Here is a 25,135-nt window from a genome sequence, read left to right on the forward strand (position 1 = left end):
GATGCGAGAGTGACCCCATGGACACAGACCCGGCCACCACCCAAGCCCCCACCTCCACGCCCTACGGCACCCCCGACGCACCCCGCCTCGCCGTCCGCGGCGAAGCACACCTCGAAGTCGACCCCGAAATCGCCCGCATCGGCATCACCGTCCACGCCCGCGGCACCGACCGACGCGACGCCCTCAACGACCTCACCCGCCGCAACAGCGTCGTCCTCGACCTCATCAAGACCTACGGCGAAGCCGTCGAAAAAGTCGAGACCGGCGCCTTCTCCATCAGCCCCGAACTCACCAAACACGGCCGCGGCGAACGCATCCGCGCCTACCACGGCCGCGTCCACGCCACCGCCGAACTCACCGACTTCACCGCCCTCGGCGAACTCACCACCCGCCTCGCCGACCTCGACCTCACCCGCGTCGAAGGCCCCTGGTGGGCCCTGCGCTCCGACTCGCCCATCCACCGCAAAGCCCGCCAGCAAGCCGTCCGCGAAGCCGTCCAACGCGCCCGCGAATACGCCGAAGCACTCGGCACCGGCCTCGCCGCCCTCGTCGAACTCGCCGACCTCGGCGCCGAGAACGCCCCCGCCCCGGGCTACGGAGGATTCGCCGGCGGCATGCGCTCCGCCGTCTCCTACGGCGGCGCCGCCCCCGACCTCACCGAAGCCCCGCCCCTCGACCTCGAACCCCAACGCCAGCACGTCTACGCAACCGTCAACGCCCGATTCACCATGACCCCACCCGACCTACAGCCCTAGAACACCCGAACACCCGCACCAGACACCCCCGCAACGCTCATAGGAGCGGTGCCCCGCACAATTCAACACTTGTCAATAACCCTTCATGCAAAGGTTGTTGAGTAGTCACCCCCGACCAATTCTCTACCCACGGGTAAGGCCTAGGGTCGAACCATGCGCCGAGCAAAAATCGTCTGCACCCTGGGACCCGCGACCGACTCGTACGACCAGATCAAGGCACTGGTCGAAGCCGGAATGGACGTGGCCCGCTTCAACCTCAGCCACGGCACCTACGCCGAGCACGAGGAGCGCTACCAGCGCGTGCGAAAGGCCTCCGAGGAGACCGGCCGCAGCGTCGGCATCCTCGCCGACCTTCAAGGCCCGAAGATCCGCCTCGGCCGCTTCCGCGAAGGACCCGTACTACTCGAACGCGGCGACGAGTTCACCATCACCGTCGAAGACGGCGTCGAAGGCGACCGACAGGTCTGCGGCACCACCTACGACGGCCTCGCCCAGGACGTCACCACCGGCGAACACATCCTCGTCGACGACGGCAAGGTGACCCTCGAGGTCACCGCCGTCGACGGCCCCCGCGTCACGACCACCGTCATCGAAGGCGGCATGGTCTCCGACCACAAGGGCCTCAACCTCCCCGGCGTCGCCGTCTCCGTCCCCGCACTCTCCGAAAAGGACCGCGAAGACCTCCGCTGGGCCCTGCGTTCAGGATTCGACGTCATCGCCCTCTCCTTCGTACGCAGCGGACGCGACATCGAAGACGTCCACGCCATCATGGACGAAGAAGGCCACCGCCTCCCCGTCATCGCCAAGGTCGAAAAGCCCCAGGCCGTCGACAACATCGAAGACATCGTCGCCGCATTCGACGGCATCATGGTCGCCCGCGGCGACCTCGGCGTCGAAATGCCCCTGGAACAAGTCCCGATCGTCCAGAAGCGCGCCATCAAACTCGCCAAGCGCAACGCCAAGCCGGTCATCGTCGCCACGCAAATGCTCGACTCGATGATCGACAACTCCCGCCCCACGCGCGCCGAGGCGTCCGACGTCGCCAACGCGGTCATCGACGGCACCGACGCGGTGATGCTCTCCGGCGAGACCAGCGTCGGCAAATACCCCATCGAAACCGTCAGGACGATGGGCCGCATCGTCGAAGCGGCGGAAGAGGACATCCTCGCGAAGGGCCTGCCCCCGCTGACCGAACGCAACAAGCCCCGCACCCAAGGCGGCGCCGTCGCCCGTGCGGCCGCGGAAATGGGCGACTTCCTCGGCGCCAAATTCCTCGTCGCCTTCACCCAGTCCGGCGACACGGTCCGCCGCCTCTCCCGCTACCGCTCACCCATCCCGCTCCTCGCCTTCACCCCCGACAAGGCGACGCGCGCGCAGCTGAACCTCACCTGGGGCGTGGAGACCCTGCTCGGCCCGCACGTCGACTCCACCGACGCGATGGTCGACCAGGTCGACGAACTCCTCCTCAAGATCGGCCGCTGCCAGAAGGGCGACACGGTCGTCATCACGGCAGGCTCCCCGCCCGGAGTCCCCGGCTCCACGAACCTGGTCCGCATCCACCACATCGGCGAGGACGACAGCCCGAAGTAGCGCGGCTGTTCAGTGTTTCGGGCCGACGTGGAGATCCATGAGGGCTACGGAGGCTTTGCGGGCGACGGAGATGTTGCGGTGGTTGGCTGCCTTCCAGTCGACACCGAGCTTGTCGAGGGTGGCCGTGAAGAGCCGGATGATGTCGCCGGACAAGTTGGTGAAGAAGTACCGGGGGTATTCGTATCGCTTGCGTTCGCCCGCGACGATGCGGGTCGTCCAGTTGGTGATGCGGCACCCGTCGGAGTGGATGAGCCCGCGGATGAACGCCCACGGGTGGGCGTCGACAATCTCCTGCTGCCAGGGGGCCAGGGCGATCTTCCGCTCGTGCTTCTTGCCGGGGTCGTGCTGGGGGAAGAGGCAGGGCCAGTGCTTGCTCGAGGAAGTGACGTACTGGCACCCCTGACTCTGCACCCGGCACACCTTGTTGCCGGGGCGTACCGCTTGGACGGCCGCGACGCAGGCGTCGATCAGTGCGGGCCAGTCGTCGGCGCAGGCGATCCGTAGGGAATGGACGCCGCGCCCCTGGTGGCTGATGCAGCCGTCGCCGAGGTAGAGACCCAGCAGGTACGAGTACGCGGCGGGATCCTCGGGAGCGCGCGGCCTGTCCGCACATCGAGGGCAAGGGTCCGCGCGGCCCCGGTCGAGTGGCTCGATGCGCGTCCGCCAGGCACGGAGGGCGGCTCTGGAGACGCCGGTCTCCTTGCTGACGGAGTTCAGGCTGTGGCCCTGCCCGACCAGGACCATGGCCTGCTTGCGCGTACCCATGTCGTACATGGGCTCACTTTGCGGGGCTGCGGTCTCCGGAGCACAGCAAAAAGCGGATGTTCACGAGAACGGGAACATCCGCTTGCTAATGGTGACCTTGGAAAAGAAGGAAAAGTGCCCCGAGTCGGATTCGAACCGACGCTGTATGGGTTTTGAATCCATGGCCTCTACCGCTGGGCTACCGGGGCTCCATCGAAACGAAGGTCGACGGTCACCCGCCGTGTCACCACCATACCGTAGCTAGGTAGGCTCATGGGAAGCAGCAGCTGCCCGTACCGAGGAGCCCCCGTGACCGCCCCCGAGTCGCCCCAGCCCACCGACGCGTCGGACGACGACAAGTCGCACGTGCCTCCGCTGACGACCCGCGTCGTCATCGCCGAGGACGAGGCCCTGATCCGGCTCGACCTCAAAGAGATGCTTGAGGAAGAGGGCTACAGCGTCGTCGGCGAGGCCGGTGACGGGCAGAAGGCCGTCGAGCTGGCCCGCGAGCACAAGCCGGATCTGGTGATCCTGGACGTGAAGATGCCCGTCCTCGACGGGATCTCCGCGGCCGAGAAGATCGCCGAGGAGTCCATCGCCCCCGTGCTCATGCTCACCGCGTTCTCGCAGCGCGACCTCGTCGAGCGCGCGAGGGACGCCGGTGCGATGGCGTACCTCGTGAAGCCGTTCAGCAAGAGCGATGTGGTTCCGGCGATCGAGATGGCCGTGTCCCGCTTCACGGAGCTGAAGGCGCTGGAGCAGGAGGTCGCGGACCTTTCGCAGCGGCTGGAGACGCGGAAGCTCGTGGACCGGGCGAAGTCGATCCTGCAGACGGAGTACGGCCTGACGGAGCCCGCCGCGTTCCGGTGGATCCAGAAGACGTCGATGGACCGTCGGCTGTCGATGCAGCAGGTCGCGGAGGCGGTCATCGAGGACGCCGAGGAGAAGAAGGCGTCGAAGGGCTGAGCGCCCGGTAGAGACGGACGTACGACGAGGCCCGCATCCCTGGCTAGGGGTGCGGGCCTCGTCGTGTGTGCGTGTGTGCGGGAAGGGCGCGGGGCGCCTAGTCCTCGCCGAGGTACGCCTTGCGTACGGACTCGTCGTGGAGCAGGTCCCCGCCCGTGCCGGAGAGGACGATCTTGCCGACTTCCATGACGTGGCCGTGGTCGGCGAGGGAGAGCGCGGCCTGGGCGTTCTGTTCGACGAGGAGGATCGTCGTGCCGTTGGCCTTGAGTTCGGAGATGGTCGCCATGATCTTCTGCATCATGATCGGCGAGAGGCCCATGGAGGGTTCGTCGAGCATGAGGAGTTTGGGCTGGGACATGAGGGCGCGGCCCATGGCGAGCATTTGTTGTTCGCCGCCGGACAGGGTGCCTGCGGCTTGCTTCTTCCGTTCTCCGAGGATGGGGAAGAGTTCGTAGGCGCGCTGGATGTCCTTTTCGATGCCTGCTTTGTCGGTGCGGAGGTAGGCGCCGAGGCGGAGGTTGTTCTCGATGGTCATGCGGGGGAAGATGTGGCGGCCTTCGGGGGAGTGGGCGAGGCCTTGCGCGACGATCTGGTCGGCGCGGTATTTCCGCAGGGGTTTCCCGTTGAATTTAATCGATCCGCCGACCGGCTTGAGGAGCCCCGAGAGGGTGCGGAGCGTCGTGGTCTTGCCCGCGCCGTTGGTGCCGATCAGGGTGACGACTTCGCCTGCGTCGACTTTGAAGGAGATGCCTTTGACGGCTTCGATCTTGCCGTAGGCGACGCGGAGGTCCTCGACCTCAAGGAGTGCGGTCATGATTTGTTCTCCTCGAAGGGCTCGCCGAGGTAGGCGGCGATGACGCGGTCGTCCTGTTGAACTGTTTCGCTGGATCCTTCGACGAGTTTTTCGCCTTGGACGAGGACGGCGACGCGGTCGCAGAGGTTGAAGATGAAGCGCATGTCGTGCTCGATGACGAGGACGGCGATGCCCATGTCGCGGATGGCGAAGACGAGTTCTTCGGTGGCGCGGGTTTCCTGGGGGTTCATTCCGGCGGTGGGCTCGTCGAGGAGGAGCAGGCCGGGTTCGCTGGCGAGGGCGCGGGCGATTTCGAGCTTGCGCTGTTCTCCGTAGGGGAGGTTGCGCGAGAGGTGTTCGGCCTTGTCGGCGAGGCCGACGAATTCGAGGAGTTCCATGGCGCGGGCCTTGGAGGCTGCTTCTGCGCGGTGGAAGCCGGGGCCGCGGAGGAGGGCGGACCAGAGGCCTTCTTTGGTGCGGGTGTGGCGGCCGACGAGGACGTTCTCCAGGACCGTCATGTTGGCGAAGAGGCGGATGTTCTGGAAGGTGCGGGCGATGCCTGCCGCGGTGACCTTGAAGGATTTGGCGGGCAGGATGTTGCCTTTGTAGCGGACTTCGCCCTCGGTGGGGATGTAGAGGCCGGTGAGGCAGTTGAAGAAGGTGGTCTTGCCTGCGCCGTTGGGGCCGATGAGGCCGACGATTTCGCCGGTGTTGACGGTGAGGTCGACGGAGCGGACGGCGGTGAGGCCGCCGAAGCGCATGGTGACGCCGCGGGCGTCGAGGACGTTCTCGCCTGCCGGGGTGGCGGGGGTGCGGTCCTCTTTGGTGGTGTCGGTGGTCATGGTCAGACCCCTGTCTTGCTGAGGGCTGCGGGTGGCGGCGTCTCGCCGGGGCTGAGTTCGGCCTCGTGGAACTCGAGTTGGCGGCGGCGGTTGGGGATGAGGCCTTCGGGGCGGAAGCGCATGAGGAGGACGAGCGCGAGTCCGAAGGCGAACAGCTGGTAGTCGCCGAGGAACTGGAGTTTGTTGGGGATGAGGTAGAGGAGTGCGGCGCCGACGAGGGGGCCGCTGATGGTGCCCATGCCGCCGAGGACGACGGCCGCGAGGAGGAACGCGGAGTTGGGCGGTACGGAGTTGGCGAACTGGTACTGCTCGGGTGTCACGGTGTAGGTGACGTGGGCCTGGACGGTGCCTGCGAGTCCGGCGAGCGAGGCGCCGAGGGCGAAGGCGATGAGTTTCACGCGGAAGCCGTTGATGCCCATGGCGAGTGCCGCGGTCTCGTCCTCGCGGATGGCGACCCAGGCGCGTCCGATGCGGGAGTTCTCGCTGCGTCGGAAGACGAGGACGACGACGAGGGTGATGAGCAGCATCAGGAAGAAGTAGTTCGCGAATCGGCCGATGGTGAAGCCCGCGATGCTGTGTTCGATGCCGAAGTCGAATCCGAAGATTTTGAGGTTCGGGATCGAGGAGATGCCGTTGGATCCGTTGGTGATGTCGGGTCCGGAGGAGCCGTCGGAGTTGTTGGCGGCGAGGCGGAAGATTTCGCCGAATCCGAGGGTGACGATGGCGAGGTAGTCGCCGCGCAGGCGCAGGGTGGGGGCGCCGATGAGGACGCCGAAGACGAGGGATGCGCCGGCGCCGACGAGGATGGCGCCCCAGAAGGGGAGGTGGATGTCGAAGGGTGAGGAGGGTGTTCCGGAGACCATGGATGCGGCGTAGGCGCCGACGCCGAGGAAGGCGACGTATCCGAGGTCGAGGAGTCCTGCGAGGCCGACGACGATGTTCAGGCCGAGGGCGACGGTGGCGAAGATGAGGATGTAGACGCCGATGGTGGCGTATTGGTCGTCGTTCTGGGTGAAGGGGAATGCGGCGGCGGCGAGGAAGGCGCCGACGAGGGTGACGTGGCGGTGTCGTGCGGTGTAGGTGGAGACCTGGGCGACGAGGCCTGCTTTGGCGAGTGCGGCGAAGCAGAAGCTGACGGTGATGAGGAACCCGATGAAGAGTTCGTCGTATTCGGTGCCGATGCCGTAGGTGAAGACGAGCAGGCCGGTGGCGAGTGCCGCGATGATGACCAGGATCTCGAGGTACGAGTTGAGTTTGCGGGGCGGGGGCGGGGTTTCCGCGGCGAAGGCGCCCTTGAAGGTGGTGCTGGCGTTGCGGGTGCGGTGTTTGAACTGTTCCCAGGTGCTGTCTTCTTCGTCGACCGGGTAGGTGTGCGGTCGTTTGAAGGGCAGGGCGAGGGCGCCGATGAGGGCGGTGAGGGTGGCGACGCCTGCGATCCAGCCGCCGGGTTCGAGGTTGGCGAGGCCGCCGAGCTTCTTGCTGATGGCGAAGATCGTGTACCAGGCGGTGGCGAAGGCGGCGAGTGCGGAGTATTTGAGGGCGGCGTCGGTTCCGGCGGGGGCGATGGCGCGGATGCCCTTGACTCCGTAGGAGGCGAGTCCGAGGAGGGTGGTGAGGGCGCCGGCGATGAGGACGAGCCATTGGAGGCCGCCGGGGTAGCCGTAGACGGTGAGGTCGCCGGGGAAGGCGGAGGTCCAGGTCCAGGCGAGGAACGCGGAGATGACGGTGAGGATTCCGCCGCCGGTGGTGAGGGCGCGGGCGGGGCCGACGGGGAGGTGGATGAGCCCGGTGGGGGGCTTTTCCTTGTGCGGCTGGGCGTTGTCGGCCGTGGTGGTGTGTGTGGTCATGGTTGTCACGCCCTGTCCGCGACGCGCTCGCCGAGGAGGCCTTGGGGCCTGACGAGGAGTACGACGATGAGGAGTACGAACGCCCAGACGTCGGCCCAGGACTGGCCGCCGAGCTTGTCCATGCCGGGTACGTCGTTGATGTAGGCGGTGGCCATGGATTCGGCGAGGCCGAGGACGACGCCGCCGATCATGGCGCCGTAGATGTTGCCGATGCCGCCGAGTACGGCTGCGGTGAAGGCTTTGAGGCCGAGGATGAATCCCATGCGGAAGTCGATCTGGCCGTATTTGAGTCCGCGGGCGACGGCGGCGATGCCGGCGAAGGCGGCGCCGATGGCGAAGGCGACGACGATGACGCGGTCGGTGTTGATCCCCATGAGTTTGGCGGTGTCGGGGTCCTGCGCGGTGGCTTGCATGCCGCGGCCGATGCGGGTCTTCATGACGAAGTAGCCGAGGGCGATCATGCAGATGGGGGCGGTGATGAGCAGGAAGATGTCGCCGGGCTGCATGGTGACGGAGCCGATGTGGATGGAGCCGCCGGGCAGTTCGGGGAAGGAGCGGGCGGATTTGGCTTCGGGGTACCAGGCCCAGACCGCTTGCTGGAGGGCGAGGGAGAGGCCGATGGCGGTGATGAGCGGGGCGAGGCGTGGTGCTCCGCGCAGGGGCCGGTAGGCGAAGCGTTCGGCGCCGATGGCGATGGTGGTGGAGACGAAGATGGCGCCTATGAGCATGAGGGGCAGGGCGGCCCAGACGCTGGTGCCGGCGGGGAGCCAGAGCCAGACGGTGAGGGCGCCGAAGCCGCCGGTCATGAAGATCTCGCCGTGGGCGAAGTTGATGAGCTGGACGATGCCGTAGACCATTGTGTAGCCGATGGCGATGAGGCCGTACATGGATCCCAATAGCAGGCCGTTGACCAGCTGTTGCGGCAGTTCGTGCACCGCAGGTCCTCCGAGTCTTTCGTGCGACGGATGCGACGCCGCGCGGGGCGCTCGTCTGCGGCGCCCCGCGCGGGTTGTCGTGGGCTACGTGCCGGGTGTCAGTTGGTCCCGGTGTAGGTGCCGGACTCGACGGGCTTCCAGCCGCTCTTGGGGTCGGTGGACTTGACCTGGTAGACGGTGAGCTGCTTGTTGGTCGCGTCGCCGTATTCGTCGAAGGAGACCTTGCCGGTGACGCCGTCGAAGGAGACGCCCTTCATGGCGTCGATGACCTTGGCGCGGGCGTCGTCGGGCAGCTTGCCGTCGTTGTCGTCGACGACCTTTTTGACGGCTTCGATGATGGCCCAGGCGCTGTCGTAGGAGTAGCCGCCGTAGGCTTCGTAGGCTTCCTTGAAGCCTGCCTTCTTGTAGTTGGCGATGAACTCCTTGGCGGAGGGCAGTTCTTCGACGGGCTGGCCGACGGAGGTGGCGTAGTCGCCGACGCCCTGCTTGCCGGAGAGCTTGATGAAGTCGGCGCTGTAGATGCCGTCGCCGCCGACGAGGGGGGCCTTGGATCCGGCCTGCTTCATCTGCTTGCTGAGGGGTCCGGCCTGGGGGTATTCGCCGCCGTAGTAGACGAGGTCCGCGTCGGAGTTGCGGATCTTGGTGGCGACGGCGCCGAAGTCCTTGGTGTCGGGGTTGATGTGTTCGGTTCCGACGACCTTGCCGCCGAGTTTGGTGAACTCGTCCTTGAAGGTGGCGGCGAGTCCGGCGCCGTAGGTCTTCTTGTCGTCGACGACGAAGACCTTCTTCTTCTTGGCCTTGTTGTACAGGTACTGGGCCGCGAAGGGGCCTTGGATGGCGTCGGTGGTGGCGGTGCGGAAGTACGACTTGTACGGGCGTGCCTTCTTGCCGCCGTTCCAGTCCGGGCCCTGGGTGAGGGCGGGGTTGGTGTTGGCGGGGGAGACCTGGACGAGTTTGGCGTCGTCGAAGACCTTCTGCATCGATTCGGCGACGGAGGAGTTCAGGGGGCCGACGGCGCCGAGGACGTCCTTGTCGGCGACGAGCTTGGTGGCGTTGGTCTGGCCGGACGAGGGCTGGCCCTGGTCGTCGAGGGCTTCGATCTTGAACTTGACCCCGTCGACGTAGTTCTTGGAGTTTGCCTGCTTGGTGGCGAGGTCGACGGAGTTGCGGATGCCGAGGCCCAGCGCGGAGAGTTCGCCGGTCAGTGGCGCGTCGACGCCGATGATCACGGTGGTGCCGCCACCGGCCTCGTCTCCGTCGTCCTTGTCGTCGCGCGAGCCACAGGCGGTGAGGGTGAGAGCCCCCGCGGTGAGTGCAGCGGTGATGGCTATGAGCGAACGTTGACGCACGATCAGTCCTTTCCCCTGGCACGGCTGTCCCTTGTTGGGATGCCGAGTCGAGCGCGGAACCGAACTGACAGGAATCCGGTGGGCGCGGTGACTGGCCGTGACTCTAAGGGCGCCTTTGTTCTTGGTGGAGTGGTCGGACCAAGGCTGTGACGCTCTTGTTATGCCACGGAGTATTCCGGGCTGGAACGCAGGGGGCGGTTGAGGCTGAATATGGCCCTGTTAGGTGGATCTCGACGTATCCGCATGGTGAGAATCCCCAGGGCAACTGGCAGGACTGTAAAGCCGTTTTACTCATGACACTGGTGTTCGCGGGCATGCGGCCATCAGGGCGGCAGAAAGATCATTCGCGTATTCCGGACCCAGGATGTAACTCTGCTTCTGGATTGCGCGCACATTACGCAGTGTTACTTCCAGGAAAGGGAGTCCCGCATTCCGGGGCACTTCGCCGCATTCGCGAATGTGCATCGTGATGATCGACTTCCGGGGTGATCCCGATTTGACCTCGAAAGGGGTGAGAGGGGATGTGCTGACCGAAAGGGCCGTGGAGGGCTGGCCGACCCGCCGGACGGTCGCGGGCGGCCCCGACTCCTGTGTGAACGCGACGGCGAAGGTGAACGTCCGGTCCCCGGCCCGGGGCTGCGACATCCCGCCCTCGTACGTCACCGAGACGCTCTGTGACGGCCACGACGGGGGCGCGGGGGGCGGCGGTTCCGGTCGCGTCAGATAGAAGCCGATCCCGGCGGCGCCGATGATCGCGGCCGCGGTGGCGGCGAGGGTGGTGCGGCGGAACCGGAGCGGGCGCGGCCGGGCTCTTCGGGGGAGTGCGGACTCGTGGTCGTAGGTGTCCTCGCCCGGTTCGACCGGGCCGATGGCGTTCACGTCCACGGCCCGCCGCTCGGTCCGCCGTCGAGGTAGCGCTCGGCGCACCGCTTGCGGACCTGATGGTCGATCAACTTCCGCCCCGAAGCGGCCGATTCACGGCTGCGCTCGGCGCGTGCGGCGTCCAGGACGTCGCGCAGGATCGTGTACTGCCCGTTCGACAGGGCCATCGACTGGTAATCGCCGTAGGTCGTGTCGCCGGAGTCGTAGATCTCCCGCGCCCACTTGGTGATGATCGTGGTGCACAGGTCGGCGGGGGACGTGGTGCCGGGGGAAGGGCTGCGGGCCGCATCCGGTTCGTCGGAGCCGGAACTTCCGCATCCGGCGGCGACGGCGGCGGCAAGGGCGAGCGCACAGAGCGATATCCGGTGCCTCATGCAGAGACGCTAGACCGGAGCCTCACGCTCCGACAATGCACGGGCACCGGTCCTCGCCGCCGGGTCCTCCAGCGGTCAGCCCGCGGCGCCCGCCGAGGCGGTCGAATCGCTCGGTGCGGGCACGTCCCGCAGCATGCACGTCAGCCGCGCGGTGCACACCCGCTTGTCCTGCTCGTCGCTGATCACGATCTCGTACGTCGCCGTGGAGCGGCCCCGGTGCACGGGCGTCGCCACCCCGGTGACCAGGCCGGAGCGGGCGCCGCGGTGGTGCGTGCAGTTCAGGTCGACGCCGACGGCCAGCTTGTGCGCGCCGCCGTGCAGCATCGCGCCGACCGACCCGAGGGTCTCCGCGAGCACCGCGGACGCGCCGCCGTGCAGCAGGCCGTACGGCTGGGTGTTGCCCTCGACCGGCATCGTGCCGACGACACGCTCCGCCGAGGCCTCGAGGACCTGCACGCCCATGCGGGTGCCGAGGTGCCCGGCCGAGAACAGGGAGGGCAGGTCGACACCGAGCGAGGCGTACTCGTCGATGACTTCCTGCGGGAACTTCACGCCGTGCTGCTCACCCATGGGGCCAGGCTCCGTTCGTTGGTCGTCGCACCTGTCGCTGAGCAAACGCTCAGTCGACGGCCGATTGTTCCAGGCGTACGACCACGGACTTGCTGGCAGGGGTGTTGCTGGTGTCGGCGGTGGCATCCAGCGGCACCAGGACGTTGGTCTCGGGGTAGTACGCGGCGGCGCAGCCGCGGGCCGTCGGGTAGTGCACGATGCGGAAGCCCGGCGCGCGGCGCTCCACGCCGTCCTGCCACTCGCTGACGAGGTCGGCGTACGTCCCCTCGGCGAAACCGAGCTCCGCCGCGTCCTCGGGGTGGACGAGGACCACGCGGCGGCCGTTCTTGATGCCGCGGTAGCGGTCGTCGAGGCCGTAGATCGTGGTGTTGTACTGGTCGTGGGAGCGCAGGGTCTGCAGCAGCAGCCGTCCCTTCGGGACGGCCGGGTACTCGACGGGGGCCGCCGTGAAGTTGGCCTTGCCGGTGGCCGTGGGGAAGCGGCGCTCGTCGCGCGGCGCGTGCGGCAGGGCGAACCCGCCGGGGCGGGCGATCTTCGCGTTGAAGTCCTCGAAGCCGGGGATCACGCGCGCGATGCGGTCGCGCACGGTGGCGTAGTCCTTCTCGAACTCCTCCCACGGCGTACGGGACGCCTCGCCGAGGACGCGGCGCGCGAGGCGGCACACGATGGCGGGTTCGGACAGGAGCTGCTTGCCCGCGGGCTCCAGGCGGCCGCGTGAGGCGTGCACCATGCCCATGGAGTCCTCGACGGTCACGACCTGCGCGGTGCTCTTCCCGTTCGGGCCGACTTGGAGGTCGCGCTCGGTGCGGCCGAGCGTCGGCAGGATCAGGGCGCGGGCGCCCGTCACGGCGTGCGAGCGGTTCAGCTTCGTCGAGACGTGCACGGTGAGCCGGGCGCGGCGCATCGCGGCTTCTGTGACGTCCGTGTCGGGGGATGCGGAGACGAAGTTGCCGCCCATCGCGAAGAACACCTTCGCCTCGCCGTCCCGCAGGGCCCGGATGGCGCGGACGACGTCCAGGCCGTGGTGGCGGGGCGGCGCGAAGCCGAACTCCTTCTCCAGGGCGTCGAGGAAGGCGGGGGCGGGGCGTTCGAAGATGCCCATGGTGCGGTCGCCCTGCACGTTCGAGTGGCCGCGCACGGGGCAGACGCCCGCGCCGGGGCGGCCGATGTTGCCTCGCAGCAGCAGGAAGTTGACGACCTCGCGGATGGTCGGCACGGAGTGCTTGTGCTGGGTCAGGCCCATCGCCCAGCACACGACGGTGCGCTTGGAGGCGAGCACCAGGCGCAGTGCCTCTTCGATGTCCTCGCGGCCGAGGCCGGTGGCCTGGAGGGTGTCGTCCCAGTCGGCGGCCCGCGCGGCCGCGACGAAGTCCTCGTACCCGTGGGTGTGCTCGCGGACGAACTCCTCGTCCACGGCTCCCTCCGTCTCCAGGATGAGCTTGTTGAGGAGGCGGAAGAGGGCCTGGTCGCCGCCGAGACGGATCTGCAGGAAGAGGTCGGTGAGGGCGGTGCCCTTGAGCATGCCCTGTGCGGTCTGCGGGTTCTTGAAGCGCTCCATGCCCGCCTCGGGCAGCGGATTGACCGTGATGATCTTCGCGCCGTTGTTCTTCGCCTTCTCCAGGGCGGAGAGCATGCGCGGGTGGTTCGTGCCCGGGTTCTGCCCGGCGACGACGATCAGGTCCGACTTGTAGAGGTCCTCCAGGAGGACACTGCCCTTGCCGATGCCGATCGTCTCGGTGAGCGCCGAGCCGGACGACTCGTGGCACATGTTCGAGCAGTCGGGCAGGTTGTTCGTGCCGAGCTCGCGGGCGAACAGCTGGTACAGGAACGCGGCTTCGTTGCTGGTGCGGCCCGAGGTGTAGAAGACGGACTCGTCGGGGGAGTCGAGCGCGGCGATCTCCTCGGCGATGATGCCGAAGGCCCGCTCCCAGGAGACCGGCTCGTAGCGCTCCGCGTCCTGCGCCAGGTACATGGGGTGGGTGAGGCGGCCCTGCTGGCCCAGCCAGTACCCACTGCGGGTGGCGAGGTCCGCGACGGGGTGCGCGGCGAAGAAGTCGGGCGTGACGCGGCGCAGCGTGGCTTCCTCGGCCACCGCCTTCGCGCCGTTCTCGCAGAACTCGGCCTTGTGCCGGTGGTCCGGCTCGGGCCAGGCGCAGCCGGGGCAGTCGAAGCCGTCCTTCTGGTTGACGCGGAGCAGGGTGAGGGCGGTGCGGCGCACGCCCATCTGCTGCTGCGCCATGCGGAGCGTGTGACCGATGGCGGGCAGTCCCGCGGCCGCGTGCTGCGCCTCGGCGACCTGCGGCGCGTCCTGGACCGGATCGCCCTTGGGCGGCTTGCTTGCCATGGTCGGCTCCCCTTCGAGCGCGTACGTGAGCTACGTCTTCGATCCTCCCACGCGGCACTGCCGGAGCCGTCGCGGGTGAGGGTTGGGCCTGAGTGTCAGTGGGGCGTGGCAGGATCGGGGACGTGGCAGAAACAGCAGCGAAGAAGAAGTCCGAGACCGCGGCGACGAAGGACGGGAAGCCGGGCGGTGAGCAGCGCCCGCGCCTGCTCCTCATGGACGGGCACTCCCTGGCGTACCGGGCGTTCTTCGCGCTGCCCGCGGAGAACTTCACGACCGCGACGGGCCAGCCGACGAACGCGATCTACGGCTTCGCGTCGATGCTGGCGAACACCCTGCGCGACGAGGCGCCCACGCACTTCGCGGTGGCGTTCGACGTCTCGCGCAAGACGTGGCGTTCCACGGAGTTCCCGGAGTACAAGGCGAACCGCTCCAAGACCCCGGACGAGTTCAAGGGGCAGGTCGAGCTGATCGGCGAGGTGCTCGACGCGATGCACGCGGTGCGCTTCGCGGTCGACGGCTTCGAGGCGGACGACGTCATCGCCACCCTGGCCACGCAGGCGGAGGCGGCCGGTTTTGACGTGCTGATCGTCACGGGCGACCGTGACTCCTTCCAGCTGATCACCGACCACGTGACGGTGCTGTATCCGACGAAGGGCGTCTCGGAGCTGACGCGCTTCACCCCGGACAAGGTCCAGGAGAAGTACGGCCTCACCCCGAGTCAGTATCCCGACTTCGCGGCGCTGCGCGGCGACCCGTCGGACAACCTGCCGGGCATCCCGGGCGTCGGTGAGAAGACGGCCGCGAAGTGGATCAACCAGTTCGGTTCGTTCGCCGACCTCGTCGAGCGTGCCGAGGAGGTCAAGGGCAAGGCCGGGCAGAACTTCCGCGACCACCTGGAGTCGGTGAAGCTCAACCGCCGTCTGACGGAGATGGTGCGCGACGTCGAACTGCCGAAGACGGTCGTCGACTTGGAGCGCGCTCCGTACGACCGCACGGCGCTCGCGATGGTCCTGGACACCCTGGAGATCCGTAACCCTTCGCTGCGGGAGCGGCTGCTCGCCGTCGACCCGGGCGCGGAGGAGGCCGAGCAGACCCCGGCCGAGCCGGGCGTGGAGCTGGACGGCACGGTGCTCGGTGCGGGCGAGCTCGCGCCGTGGCTGGCCGAGCACGGCACGGCGGTCCTCGGCCTGGCCACGGTCGACACCTGGCAGCTGGGCACGGGCACGGTCACCGAGGTCGCGCTGGCCGCGGCCGGGGGTGCGGCCGCCTGGTTCGACCCGGCGACGCTGGACGAGGCCGACGAGAACGCCTTCGCGGCCTGGATCTCCGATGCCGCCAAGCCGAAGGTCCTGCACAACGCCAAGGGCGCGATGCGGGTCTTCCCCGAGCACGGCTGGACCGTGGACGGCGTCACCATGGACACCGCCCTCGCCGCGTATCTGGTGAAGCCGGGCCGCCGCTCCTTCGCCCTGGACGCGCTGTCCCTGGAGTACCTGGGCCGTGAGCTGGCGCCCGCCTCCGCCGCCGACGGCCAGCTCGCCTTCGGTACGGAGGAGGACGACCGGGCCGAGGCCGACTCCCTGATGTCGCAGGCCCGCACCATCCTCGACCTCGGCACCGCCTTCGGCGAGAAGCTGACGGAGGTCGGCGCGAGCGATCTGCTCGCCGACATCGAGCTGCCGACGTCCGTGCTCCTGGCCCGCCTGGAGCGGCACGGCATCGCGGCGGACCGCGAGCATCTGCAGTCCATGGAGCAGCAGTTCGCGGGCGCGGTGCAGCAGGCCGTGAAGGAGGCGCACGCGGCGGCGGGCCACGAGTTCAACCTGGGCTCGCCCAAGCAGCTCCAGGAAGTCCTCTTCGGCGAGCTGAACCTCCCCAAGACGAAGAAGACGAAGACCGGGTACACCACGGACGCGGACGCGTTGGCCTGGCTCGCGGCCCAGACGGAGAACGAGCTGCCGGTCATCATGCTCCGCCACCGCGAGCAGGCGAAGCTCCGCGTCACGGTCGAGGGCCTGATCAAGACGACCGCCGCGGACGGCCGCATCCACACCACGTTCAACCAGACGGTGGCGGCGACGGGCCGCCTCTCCTCCACGGACCCGAACCTGCAGAACATCCCGGTCCGTACGGACGAGGGCCGGGCGATCCGCCGCGGCTTCGTGGTCGGCGAGGGCTTCGAGTCCCTGATGACCGCGGACTACAGCCAGATCGAACTGCGCGTGATGGCGCACCTCTCCGAGGACGAGGGCCTTCTGGAGGCGTTCTCGTCCGGCGAGGACCTGCACACGACCGTCGCCTCGCAAGTGTTCGGTGTGGAGGGCCCGGCCGTCGACGCGGAGATGCGCCGCAAGATCAAGGCGATGTCGTACGGCTTGGCGTACGGTCTGTCCGCGTTCGGCCTCTCCCAGCAGCTGAACATCGACGCGGGCGAGGCGCGTGCGCTGATGGACACGTACTTCGAGCGGTTCGGCGGTGTGCGGGACTATCTGCGCCGCGCGGTCGACGAGGCCCGCGCCACGGGTTACACGGAGACGATGCTCGGCCGCCGGAGGTATCTCCCCGACCTCAACAGCGACAACCGCCAGCGCCGCGAGATGGCCGAGCGGATGGCGCTGAACGCGCCGATCCAGGGCACGGCCGCGGACATCGTCAAGATCGCCATGCTGAACGTGCACGGCGCGCTCACCGAGGCGAAGCTCGACTCCCGCATGCTGCTGCAGGTCCACGACGAAATCGTCCTGGAGATCGCGCCGGGCGAGCGCGCGAAGGTGGAGGAGCTGGTCCGCAGGGAGATGGCGGGCGCGGTGACGCTGCGGGCGCCGCTCGATGTGTCGGTGGGCGTGGGCCCGGACTGGGAGTCCGCAGCGCACTAGCCCTCCCGGGCGGGGATCCGGGGGGGTGCGGCTCTTCGGTGACCTGCGGGCGCGTGGTGGCTGGTCGCGCAGTTCCCCGCGCCCCTAGGTGGGACTCCTTGGGGTCACAGTGCGGCTTACGGTGCGACGGCTCCCCAGGGGCGCGGGGAACTGCGCGACCAGCCACGGCGCACCCGCAGCCAAAAGCGCACCGCACCGCCCAAGCCCCACGCAGCGGAACCGCCCCGCGCAGCGAGAACACCGCCCAAGCCCAGCGCAGCGGAGTCTCACTCGCGTGGCCCCCGGTGGAGCGCCCCCCACCCGCGTGCGGGGTCAGGATGAGCGCATGGTCCCTCACCTGCGAAATTGCCGTGCGGCCGTTGCCGCCGCGCTGACGACGGTCCTGCTGGCCCCCATACCGGCGACCGCCGCCGATGCCGGTCACCACCAGCAGGGGCCCGCCCTCTGCACGGCAGGCCGCGACCGCACTCTCGCCGCCCGGATGTCCAAGGACATCCGGGCGGCGCTGTCGTCCAGGGCGGGCAGCGTCTCCGTCGCCGTCCACGACACCCGCACCGGTCTCGTCTGCGACCTCGCGGGCCAGCAGCGTTACGACGCGGCGAGCGTCACCAAGGTCCTGATGATGGAGGCGGCGCTGCGCCGCGCGCAGGACTGGCGCCGCAACCTCACCGGCTGGGAGCGCCGCAGGATCCGCCCCATGATCACCGCGTCGGACAACGACGCGGCCCGGCGCCTGTGGAACGACCTCGGCCACCCCTACCTCTCCCGTTTCCTGCGTCGCGTCGGCACCTCGGCCACCACGCTCGGCTCGTACGGCCGTTGGGGCCTGACCCGGACCACCGCGGCCGACCAGATGCGGCTGCTCGGTGTGCTGTCGGGGGCCCGTGGCGGACGTGGCGTACTGAAGCCGAGTGCGCGCGAGTACGGCCTGCGGCAGATGGCCGACGTGCGGCGCGACCAGCGCTGGGGGGTGCCCGCGGGCATGCCGCGCGGCGTCCGTGCCCACCTCAAGAACGGCTGGCTGCCCCGCGCCACCCTCGGCTGGCGGGTGCACAGCGTCGGTGTGTTCACCGGCAGCGGCCGGACGTACCGCATCGTCGTCCTCTCGCACGGGAACCCTTCGATGGCGTACGGAGTGCGGACCATCGAACGCATCGCCCAGGCCGTGCACCGCGGCCTCAACAAGGGGCGTGCCGCAGGCCAGGGGCTGACCCCGGAGAGCGAGATCAGCGAGGTCCCGGACGGCTCGGCGCCGCCGGAGGGGGAGACCTGGGACCCCACTGCGTAACAGACCTGTCGCGGACCCCCGGCCAACCGGTAAAAACCGGGCACGAACGGGTGCCTGGGCGCGGGAAGTTGTCGTAGTGTCGGCTGAGTCGGTCCACTGGGAGTACGTGCGTACGTAGGCAAGTGTGTACGTACCGGAATGCGCGCAGGAGTCAGGAAAGCGTGCTCCGGGGGGTGGGTCGGCGCGCAACAGTGGTCAATGGGGAGGGGTGGCTCGGTCATGGCGCCGGTATTCGGCAGGCGGCTGCGCAGAGGAACGGTGACCGCTGCGGTGGCCGCGGCGGCGGTGGCGGCCCTCGCCGCGTCGCAGGCCCCTGGTGTGACGGACGTACCGCGCGACGGTCAGGCGGCAGGCGCTTCGGACACCACACCGCCGTCCGGTGATTCCGCGACCGGTGACTCCCCGTACTTCACCGACCTGCCGCCCCTGCAGAGCCCCGTCCCGCCGACCGGCGCTCCGAACGGCGGCGACAAGGAGGCCGAGGCGGGTCTGCCCGCCACGGTCCTCGACGCGTACAAGAAGGCCGAGGCCTCCCTCACCACCGAGCAGCCGGGCTGCAACCTGCCCTGGCAGCTCCTCGCCGCCATCGGCAAGGTCGAGTCCGGCCAGGCCCGCGGCGGCCGTGTCGACGCGAACGGCACGACGATCAAGCCGATCCTCGGCCCGGTCCTGAACGGCAACGGCTTCGCGAAGATCACCGACACCGACAAGGGCGCGTACGACGGGGACAGCACGCACGACCGTGCCGTCGGCCCCATGCAGTTCATTCCGTCCACCTGGGCGACCTGGGGCCAGGACGGCAACGGCGACGGCGAGAAGGACCCCAACAACATCTACGACGCGGCGCTCGCCGCGGGCCGCTATCTGTGCGCGAACGACCGGGACCTCTCCGTCGAGGCCGATCTGCACAAGGCGATCCTGAGCTACAACCGGTCGACGGAGTACCTGAACACGGTCCTTTCGTGGCTGGAGTACTACCGCAAGGGCACCCACGAGGTTCCCGACGGCAAGGGCGTGCTGCCGGACGACCGCACCGACACGCGCTACCCGGGTGTCGGCACGAGCCCGACCCCGAACCCGACCCCGAACCCACCGCACTCGAAGAAGCCGAAGCCGGACCCCGGCAAGAACGAGTCGGGGAACCACGGCGGTGGCAGCACCAAGCCGAAGCCGCCGGGCGAGGGCGGCTCCCACAAGCCCGACCCCGCGCCCTCGGAGGTCGACGCGCTGGCGAACGCCGGGACGGGAGACCTCGTCGCGAAGACGGGCGACGCCTTCACCGAGCGCGTCGCGGTGCGTGCCCTGACCAAGTCGGGCGACTTCGTGCCCAAGGTGAAGGTGCGGTTCACCGTCTCCGGTGACACGGACACCCGCTTCGACGGCGGCGCGAGGGGCGTCACCGTCACCACGAACGCCCAGGGCAAGGCCACCGCGCCGGTCCTCGAAGCGGGGCAGAAGCCCGGTGACTTCGTCGTGCAGGCCAGGGTCCTCGGCCACGCGTCGTCCCGTGTCGACTTCGAGGCGCAGACCGTCGCACGCGTGGCCGACGCGCTCGCCAGGACCGGTGACAAGCCGCTGGTCTGCGAGCCGGGCAAGGAGTTCGGCGAGCGGGTCGAGGTCAAGGCGACCCACAAGGGCAAGGTCGCGGACGGCGTCGCGGCGACCGCCACGATGATCAAATCGGCGACGGATGCGACCGCCAACGACAAGGGCCCCTACTTCAAGGGCGCGGACGGCAAGCCGGTCCGCACCCTGACGGGCCTGAAGACCGGCCCGAACGGGCTGCTGAAGCTCCCGAAGATGTACGCGGACGACGCGGCGGGCACGTACCTCCTGCGCATCGTCACCGAAGGCGGCGGCACGCTGACCCTCGAACTGAAGGTGAGCGCGCCGGAGCCCGACGCGACACCGTCGCCGTCGGACTCCTCCAGTGCCTCCCCGAGCGCTTCTCCGAGCGCCTCAGCGAGTGCCTCGACGAGCGCTTCTCCCGGCGCCTGACCGGGCGGCCGACCGGCCGCCCCGCGACAACACAGGACCGCCCCTCCGCCACGCACGGCGGAGGGGCGGTCCTGTGTTGTGCAACGTGTTCTCATCTCGCCCGTCCGTTGCTACGGTGCCCGACCTGACGCTCTATCAGTTCCGGCCGTACGCCGAATCGGGAGGCCCCGCATGCGCGCCCTCATCGCCGCCGCCGCAGGCCTCGCCGTCGCGCTCGCCCTGGTCCTGACGATCACGGCGATCGGCGCCCCACCGGGCGAGACGTCCCCCGAGCCGCTCCTCACCACTGTCCCCAAGCACCCATAGACGTAGGGAGGGCCGCCGCGATGCGCCGCAAGGCCAGCCTCGTCCTGCTCGCCTTCGCCGTGTTCTTCACGGCCATGTCCCCGCTCATGCGCTGGTACGCCTTCCCGCGGCTCGCGAAGATCCCGCCGAGCCAGTACCAGGAGGCGGTCCTCGAGGCGCACGATCCGACCCTCATCGACTACGGCTCCATGAAGGCGAAGAAGATCGACAAGGTCACCATCGTGCAGACCCTCAAGGGCAACGTCGAGGCCTCCGAGAAGATCGAGAAGACCGCGGACCGCGACGTCGTGGTCTGGGACGCGCTCTCCTACGTCCAGGACGCCGAAGGCAAGATGGTCTCCAAGATCCCTGAGCGCTACATCTTCGACGCGCACAGCCAGGAACCCGTGCACGCCACCGGCGAATCGGTCGACGGCGACCCCGTCAAACGCGAGGGCATCGAGTTCAAGTGGCCCTTCCTGACCGAGAAGCGGGACTACGAGTACTTCGACGCGCAGGCCCGCATCACCCGCCCCATCCACTACAAGGGCACCCAGAACTTCCGCGGCCTGAAGGTCTACTACTTCGAGCAGACCATTCCCTGGACCAAGGTGCCCTTCCCGAAGACGATGCCCGTCAAGGGCATCACCCCGGAGTCCCTCGCCAAGACGGGCACCACCCGCTGGTACACCACCGTCCGCAAGTTCTGGGTCGAACCGACCACCGGAGCACCCGTCTACGGAGAGGAGATCCAGAACAACGAACTGCGGGGCGGCACCCTCCTGGGCGACCGCGACAAGGTCACCGTCTTCTCCGGGCACGTGAAGATGCGTGAGGACTACATCAAGGACACCGTCGACCTGGTCAAGTCCCAGCGCGTCCTGGTCCTCCTGCTGACCTCCTACCTCCCGTGGGGCTTCCTCGGCCTCGGCATCCTCCTGCTGGCCCTCTCCCTCTGGCTGGAGGCCCGCAGCCGCCGCCCCGGCGACCCCTCCCCGACGACGGAGCGGGATCCGGAACCCGAGCCGGTCAACGCGTGAGCCCCAGCCTGCGCTTCCCGGCGCTCAGCGCCCCTTCAGACGGGCGTTGGTGTGCCGAGTGGGCGCCGCCGTCGCCGGATCCTCCGGCCACGGGTGCTTCGGGTAGCGGCCGCGCAGGTCGGCGCGGACCGCGCGGTAGCCGGACTGCCAGAAGGACGCGAGGTCGGCGGTGACGGCCGCGGGGCGTCCCGCGGGGGACAGCAGGTGCACCAGTACCGGTACGCGGCCGTCCGCGATCCGCGGGGTCTCGGCCAGCCCGAACATCTCCTGCAGCTTGACGGCGAGCACCGGCTGTTCCGGGTCGGTGTAGTCGATCCGGATCCTTGACCCGCTCGGCACCTCCAGGCGCTCGGGGGCAAGCTCGTCCATGCGCGCAGCCTCACCGCTCGCCCACGGCAGGAGCCGGCCCAGGGCCTGCCCGGCGTCGATCCGCGCCAGGTCGGCCCGGCGCACGGACCGGGAGAGCTCCGGCTCCAGCCATTCGTCCACGCGCGCGAGGAGCGCGTCCTCCGATACGTCGGGCCAGGGCGCCCCGAGATGCCGGTGCAGGAACGCGAGCCGCTCCCGCACCTCCCGCGCGTCCCGTGACCACTTCAGGAGCCCCGTCCCCTCCTCCCGCAGCCCGGTGAGCAGCGCCTCCCGCACCAGCCGGGGAGCGGGTGTCTTCAAGGGGCGCACCGCCAGCTCCACGGCGCCGAGCCGCTCCACGTGGCGCGCCACGAGGTCGCCGCCGCTCCAGGCCACCTCGTCGCCCTCGGAGTGCAGCGGCGCCGCGGCATCGCGCGCCGCGTCCTCGTCGACCTGCCCGGCCAGGAGCACGCGCGCGTGCCCCGCGCCCACCGGCCGGTCGGCCACGGCCACGGCGAGCCACCGCGCCCCCGACAGCGCGGACCCCTGCCGGACCTCGGCCCGGGTCCCGCCCGCCATCAGATACGTCCCGCCGCCCACGCTCCGGGCCACCCGTTCCGGAAACGCCAGCGCGGCCACCAGACCCGCGACGTACTCGTCGCTCCCCTCGCCGCCGCCGGAGGACCCGGTGACCGACGAGGCGAGCCGCCTGGCCTCGGCCCGCCACCGTGCCCCGTAGGCGTCCCTGCCGCTCCGGGCCGCCCGCCATGCCCCCGCCAGGTCGTCGCCGTACTCGCGGGGCGGCTCCTCGCTCAGCAGCGCCACCGCCTCCGCGGCCCGGCGGGCACCCACGCGCGGTGCCGCGTCCAGCAGGGCCCGCGCGAGGCGCGGGTGCAGGCCCACCCGGGACATCCGCGTGCCCCGCTCCGTCGCCCGGCCCGTGCCCGCCTCCACCGCGCCGACCGCCGTGAGGACCTCCCTGGCCGCCGCCATCGCGCCGCCCGGCGGCGGGTCGAGGAGCGCGAGCCCGGTGGCATCCGGATCGCCCCAGCACGCCGTCTGCAGCGCGAACGCGGCGAGGTCGGCCACCTTGATCTCCGGCGCGGGAAAGCGCGGCAGACGCCCGTCCTCCGCCTCGGCCCAGCACCGGTACACGGCCCCCGGAGCCTCCCGCCCCGCGCGCCCCGCCCGCTGCCGCCCCGACGCCTGCGAGGCCCGCACGGTCGCCAGCGCGCTCAGCCCGCGCGCATGGTCCACCCGCGGCTCGCGCGCCAGACCCGAGTCCACCACCACCCGCACCCCGGGCACCGTCAACGACGACTCGGCCACGGACGTGGCGAGCACGACCCGCCGCCGCTCCGACCCGGCAAGCACCGCGTCCTGCACCGCGGCCGGGGCCCGCCCGTGCACCTGCAGCACCTCCACATCGCCGAGGCCCGTCAGCTGCCCGGCCACCCGGGCGATCTCGCCGACCCCGGGAAGAAAGCACAGGACGTCCCCGTCCCGCTCGGCCAGCGCCCGCCGCACCAGCGACGCGACGTGGGACAGCTGCGCCGGATCCACCCGCATCCCGTGCGGCGGTCGCACCGCGCGCGGCGGCGGCGCCCACACCATTTCTACGGGGTGTGCGGTGCCCCGCGCCTCCACCACGGGCGCGTCCCCGAGGATCCGCGCCCAGCCCGCCGCGTCGGTCGTCGCGGAGGCGGCCACCAGACGCAGTTCGGGGCGCAGCGCCGCCCGCACGTCCACCAGGAACGCCGCCACGGTGTCCGCGTCCAGGTGCCGCTCGTGGCACTCGTCGAGGATGACGACGTCCACCCCGGCCAGCTCCTGGTCCCGCTGCAGCCGCTGCAGCAGGACACCGGTCGTGACGACCTCCACGCGCGCGCGTGGACCCACCACGCGCTCACCGCGCACCGTGTACCCGACGCTGTCGCCCACCTGCTCGCCGAGCAGCCACGCCATCCGCCGCGCGGCCGCCCGTGCGGCGATCCGCCGCGGCTCGGCGACGACGACGCGACGTACTTCCTGCGAGGCATCGAGCAGACCGGCCAGCGCCAGCGGCACCAGCGTCGTCTTGCCCGTCCCCGGCGGGGCGCACAGCACGGCGCTGCCCGGCCCCTCCAGAGCGGAACGGAGGGCGGGCAGCGCGTCGCGTACCGGCAGATCCAGAGCTTCGTTGCGGAGACCGATCACGTACTCAGTCTCGTACGCACACGTAGATGGCCGTCCCCGGGATCAGATTTCCGCGCAGCGGGGACCAGCCGCCCCACTCCTGGGTGTTCCAGGCGGGCCACTCCGGCTCCACGATGTCGACGAGCCGGAGCCCGGCGCCCACGATGTCCCGCACCCGGTCGCCGATCGTCCGGTGGTGCTCCACATATACGGCGTTGCCCTGCTCGTCCTGCTCCACATAAGGAGTGCGGTCGAAATAGGAGGCCCCTACGGAGAGGCCCTCCGGGCCCGGCTCGTCCGGGAACGCCCAGCGGATGGGGTGCGTCGCGGAGAAGACGAAGCGGCCGCCGGGCCGCAGCACGCGCCGCACCTCCTTGAAGACCAGCACGGGGTCGGCGACGAAGGGCAGCGCCCCATAGGCGGAACAGGCCAGATCGAAGGAGCCGTCCTTGAAGGGCAGCACTCCCGCGTCGGCCTGCACCAGCGGAACGTTTCCGCCGATCCGCAGCGCGTGCTGGAGCTGGCGGTGCGAGAGGTCGAGCGCGACGGGCCTGGCGCCCTGCGAGACCAGCCAGCGCGAGCACTGCGCGGCACCGGCGCCGATCTCCAGGACGTCCTTGTCCTTCAGCTCCTCGGGCGGGCCGAGCAGCTCCGCCTCCACCTCGTCGAGCCCTTCGGGACCCCACACGAAGCGGTCGTCCCCGAGGAACGTGCCGTGCTCGATCTGGTAGTCGTCGGCGTTCCGGTCCCACCAGCCGCGGTTCGCGCGACTGCTCTCCGTGACGTTGGCGTCACGCCTGGTGGCCTCGGGCTCGGACGGCTCGGAGTCTTGGATGATCGTCTCCATGGTCGTAATCTTCCGTGTCTTCCCTTGAACCTCGTCGCGAAGGGGGCGCAGTGCGGCCCGTGTGGCCTCATGCGACAGGTTTTGTGCCGGGTATGCGGCGATCCGCCCCGGGTGTGCGCCTTCGCGCATTGACCCTGTCCGGCTGCCCCCGTATGCTACAAGTTGCGCTGCGAGCCTGCGCTCCTCAGACATAGCAGGCTGCGCTCGCGTCTGTTGTATGTCCCCTCGGTTGTCGAGGCGCCTTCCGTTTCGCGGAAGTCGCGCTTCCTAGGCTGTCCGGCTTCTTC

At 69.5% G+C, this 25,135-nt stretch carries 20 protein-coding genes and 1 tRNA gene; 8 read left to right on the plus strand and 13 right to left on the minus strand.

The features are described 5' to 3' along the window. Nucleotides 1-17: 17 nt before the first annotated feature. On the plus strand, nt 18-755 hold the full coding sequence (locus tag ABZV77_RS31080; protein WP_356263934.1) for an SIMPL domain-containing protein: 738 nt from the start codon (nt 18-20) through the stop codon (nt 753-755). 153 nt (nt 756-908) lie between these two features. Beyond that, a complete protein-coding gene (pyk, locus tag ABZV77_RS31085) occupies nt 909-2,345 on the plus strand; it encodes a pyruvate kinase (RefSeq protein ID WP_356263936.1) in 1,437 nt (478 codons plus the stop codon). A 9-nt stretch (nt 2,346-2,354) separates the two neighbouring features. On the opposite strand, the gene ABZV77_RS31090 is transcribed toward pyk, so the two are convergent. Together ABZV77_RS31090 and ABZV77_RS31095 are read right to left on the minus strand one after the other, a co-directional pair. Continuing rightward, on the minus strand, nt 2,355-3,119 hold the full coding sequence (locus ABZV77_RS31090) for a transcriptional regulator (RefSeq protein WP_356263939.1): 765 nt from the start codon (nt 3,117-3,119) through the stop codon (nt 2,355-2,357). 106 nt (nt 3,120-3,225) lie between these two features. Further along, nucleotides 3,226-3,298, minus strand: a tRNA-Leu gene (locus ABZV77_RS31095). A 100-nt stretch (nt 3,299-3,398) separates the two neighbouring features. Between ABZV77_RS31095 and ABZV77_RS31100 the strand changes: the two genes are divergently transcribed. Further along, nucleotides 3,399-4,055 carry a response regulator gene (locus tag ABZV77_RS31100; protein ID WP_356263941.1) on the plus strand — a complete coding sequence of 219 codons (657 nt, stop codon included), beginning with the start codon at nt 3,399-3,401 and terminating at the stop codon, nt 4,053-4,055. A gap of 97 nt (nt 4,056-4,152) precedes the next feature. Here the strand turns inward: ABZV77_RS31100 and ABZV77_RS31105 are convergent, their stop codons facing one another. From ABZV77_RS31105 to ABZV77_RS31145, 9 genes are all read right to left on the minus strand, one after another. Continuing rightward, a complete protein-coding gene (locus ABZV77_RS31105; protein ID WP_356263944.1) occupies nt 4,153-4,869 on the minus strand; it encodes an ABC transporter ATP-binding protein in 717 nt (238 codons plus the stop codon). Continuing rightward, nucleotides 4,866-5,690 carry an ABC transporter ATP-binding protein gene (locus ABZV77_RS31110; protein ID WP_356263947.1) on the minus strand — a complete coding sequence of 275 codons (825 nt, stop codon included), beginning with the start codon at nt 5,688-5,690 and terminating at the stop codon, nt 4,866-4,868. The genes ABZV77_RS31105 and ABZV77_RS31110 overlap by 4 nt, the downstream gene beginning before the upstream one ends. 2 nt (nt 5,691-5,692) lie before the next feature. Continuing rightward, the gene (locus ABZV77_RS31115) at nt 5,693-7,537 is read right to left on the minus strand and encodes a branched-chain amino acid ABC transporter permease (protein WP_356263950.1); all 1,845 of its coding nucleotides are present in this window, start codon (nt 7,535-7,537) and stop codon (nt 5,693-5,695) included. 5 nt (nt 7,538-7,542) lie between these two features. Next, entirely contained in the window at nt 7,543-8,472 is a 930-nt protein-coding gene (locus ABZV77_RS31120) for a branched-chain amino acid ABC transporter permease (RefSeq protein WP_150183559.1), read from the minus strand. 98 nt (nt 8,473-8,570) lie between these two features. Next, nucleotides 8,571-9,821 (minus strand): branched-chain amino acid ABC transporter substrate-binding protein, encoded by a 1,251-nt coding sequence (locus ABZV77_RS31125; protein ID WP_356263953.1) that lies wholly within the window; start codon nt 9,819-9,821, stop codon nt 8,571-8,573. 291 nt (nt 9,822-10,112) lie between these two features. Continuing rightward, nucleotides 10,113-10,706 (minus strand): Tat pathway signal sequence domain protein, encoded by a 594-nt coding sequence (locus tag ABZV77_RS31130; protein WP_356263956.1) that lies wholly within the window; start codon nt 10,704-10,706, stop codon nt 10,113-10,115. Then, nucleotides 10,697-11,077 (minus strand): hypothetical protein, encoded by a 381-nt coding sequence (locus ABZV77_RS31135; protein ID WP_356263959.1) that lies wholly within the window; start codon nt 11,075-11,077, stop codon nt 10,697-10,699. The genes ABZV77_RS31130 and ABZV77_RS31135 overlap by 10 nt, the downstream gene beginning before the upstream one ends. Nucleotides 11,078-11,152: 75 nt before the next feature. Continuing rightward, a complete protein-coding gene (locus tag ABZV77_RS31140; RefSeq protein ID WP_356263962.1) occupies nt 11,153-11,647 on the minus strand; it encodes a hotdog fold thioesterase in 495 nt (164 codons plus the stop codon). 49 nt (nt 11,648-11,696) lie between these two features. Then, nucleotides 11,697-13,991: an FdhF/YdeP family oxidoreductase gene (locus ABZV77_RS31145; protein WP_356263965.1), complete on the minus strand. Its 2,295-nt coding sequence runs from the start codon at nt 13,989-13,991 to the stop codon at nt 11,697-11,699. 212 nt (nt 13,992-14,203) lie between these two features. Here ABZV77_RS31145 and polA point away from each other — a divergent pair, with 212 nt between their 5' ends. From polA to ABZV77_RS31170, 5 genes are all read left to right on the plus strand, one after another. Continuing rightward, nucleotides 14,204-16,867: a DNA polymerase I gene (gene polA / locus ABZV77_RS31150; RefSeq protein ID WP_356264493.1), complete on the plus strand. Its 2,664-nt coding sequence runs from the start codon at nt 14,204-14,206 to the stop codon at nt 16,865-16,867. A gap of 325 nt (nt 16,868-17,192) precedes the next feature. Continuing rightward, entirely contained in the window at nt 17,193-18,155 is a 963-nt protein-coding gene (locus ABZV77_RS31155; RefSeq protein ID WP_356263968.1) for a serine hydrolase, read from the plus strand. 219 nt (nt 18,156-18,374) lie between these two features. Continuing rightward, complete coding sequence (locus ABZV77_RS31160; protein ID WP_356263971.1) at nt 18,375-20,153, plus strand: lytic murein transglycosylase; 1,779 nt, start codon at nt 18,375-18,377, stop codon at nt 20,151-20,153. Nucleotides 20,154-20,324: 171 nt separating this feature from the next. Beyond that, nucleotides 20,325-20,459 carry an SPW_0924 family protein gene (locus ABZV77_RS31165; protein ID WP_107098168.1) on the plus strand — a complete coding sequence of 45 codons (135 nt, stop codon included), beginning with the start codon at nt 20,325-20,327 and terminating at the stop codon, nt 20,457-20,459. Between the two features lie 20 nt (nt 20,460-20,479). Then, nucleotides 20,480-21,478, plus strand: a complete 999-nt coding sequence (locus tag ABZV77_RS31170; RefSeq protein ID WP_356263974.1) for a DUF3068 domain-containing protein — start codon at nt 20,480-20,482, stop codon at nt 21,476-21,478. Between the two features lie 24 nt (nt 21,479-21,502). Here the strand turns inward: ABZV77_RS31170 and hrpB are convergent, their stop codons facing one another. Together hrpB and ABZV77_RS31180 are read right to left on the minus strand one after the other, a co-directional pair. After that, on the minus strand, nt 21,503-24,022 hold the full coding sequence (hrpB, locus tag ABZV77_RS31175) for an ATP-dependent helicase HrpB (RefSeq protein ID WP_356263977.1): 2,520 nt from the start codon (nt 24,020-24,022) through the stop codon (nt 21,503-21,505). A 4-nt stretch (nt 24,023-24,026) separates the two neighbouring features. Then, nucleotides 24,027-24,848, minus strand: coding sequence for a class I SAM-dependent methyltransferase (locus ABZV77_RS31180; protein WP_356263980.1), 822 nt, complete (start codon nt 24,846-24,848; stop codon nt 24,027-24,029). Between the last annotated feature and the right edge of the window lie 287 nt (nt 24,849-25,135).

Origin of the sequence: Streptomyces sp. NPDC004732 (genome assembly GCF_040609235.1) — a bacterium.
Classification (GTDB): Bacteria; Actinomycetota; Actinomycetes; order Streptomycetales; family Streptomycetaceae; genus Streptomyces.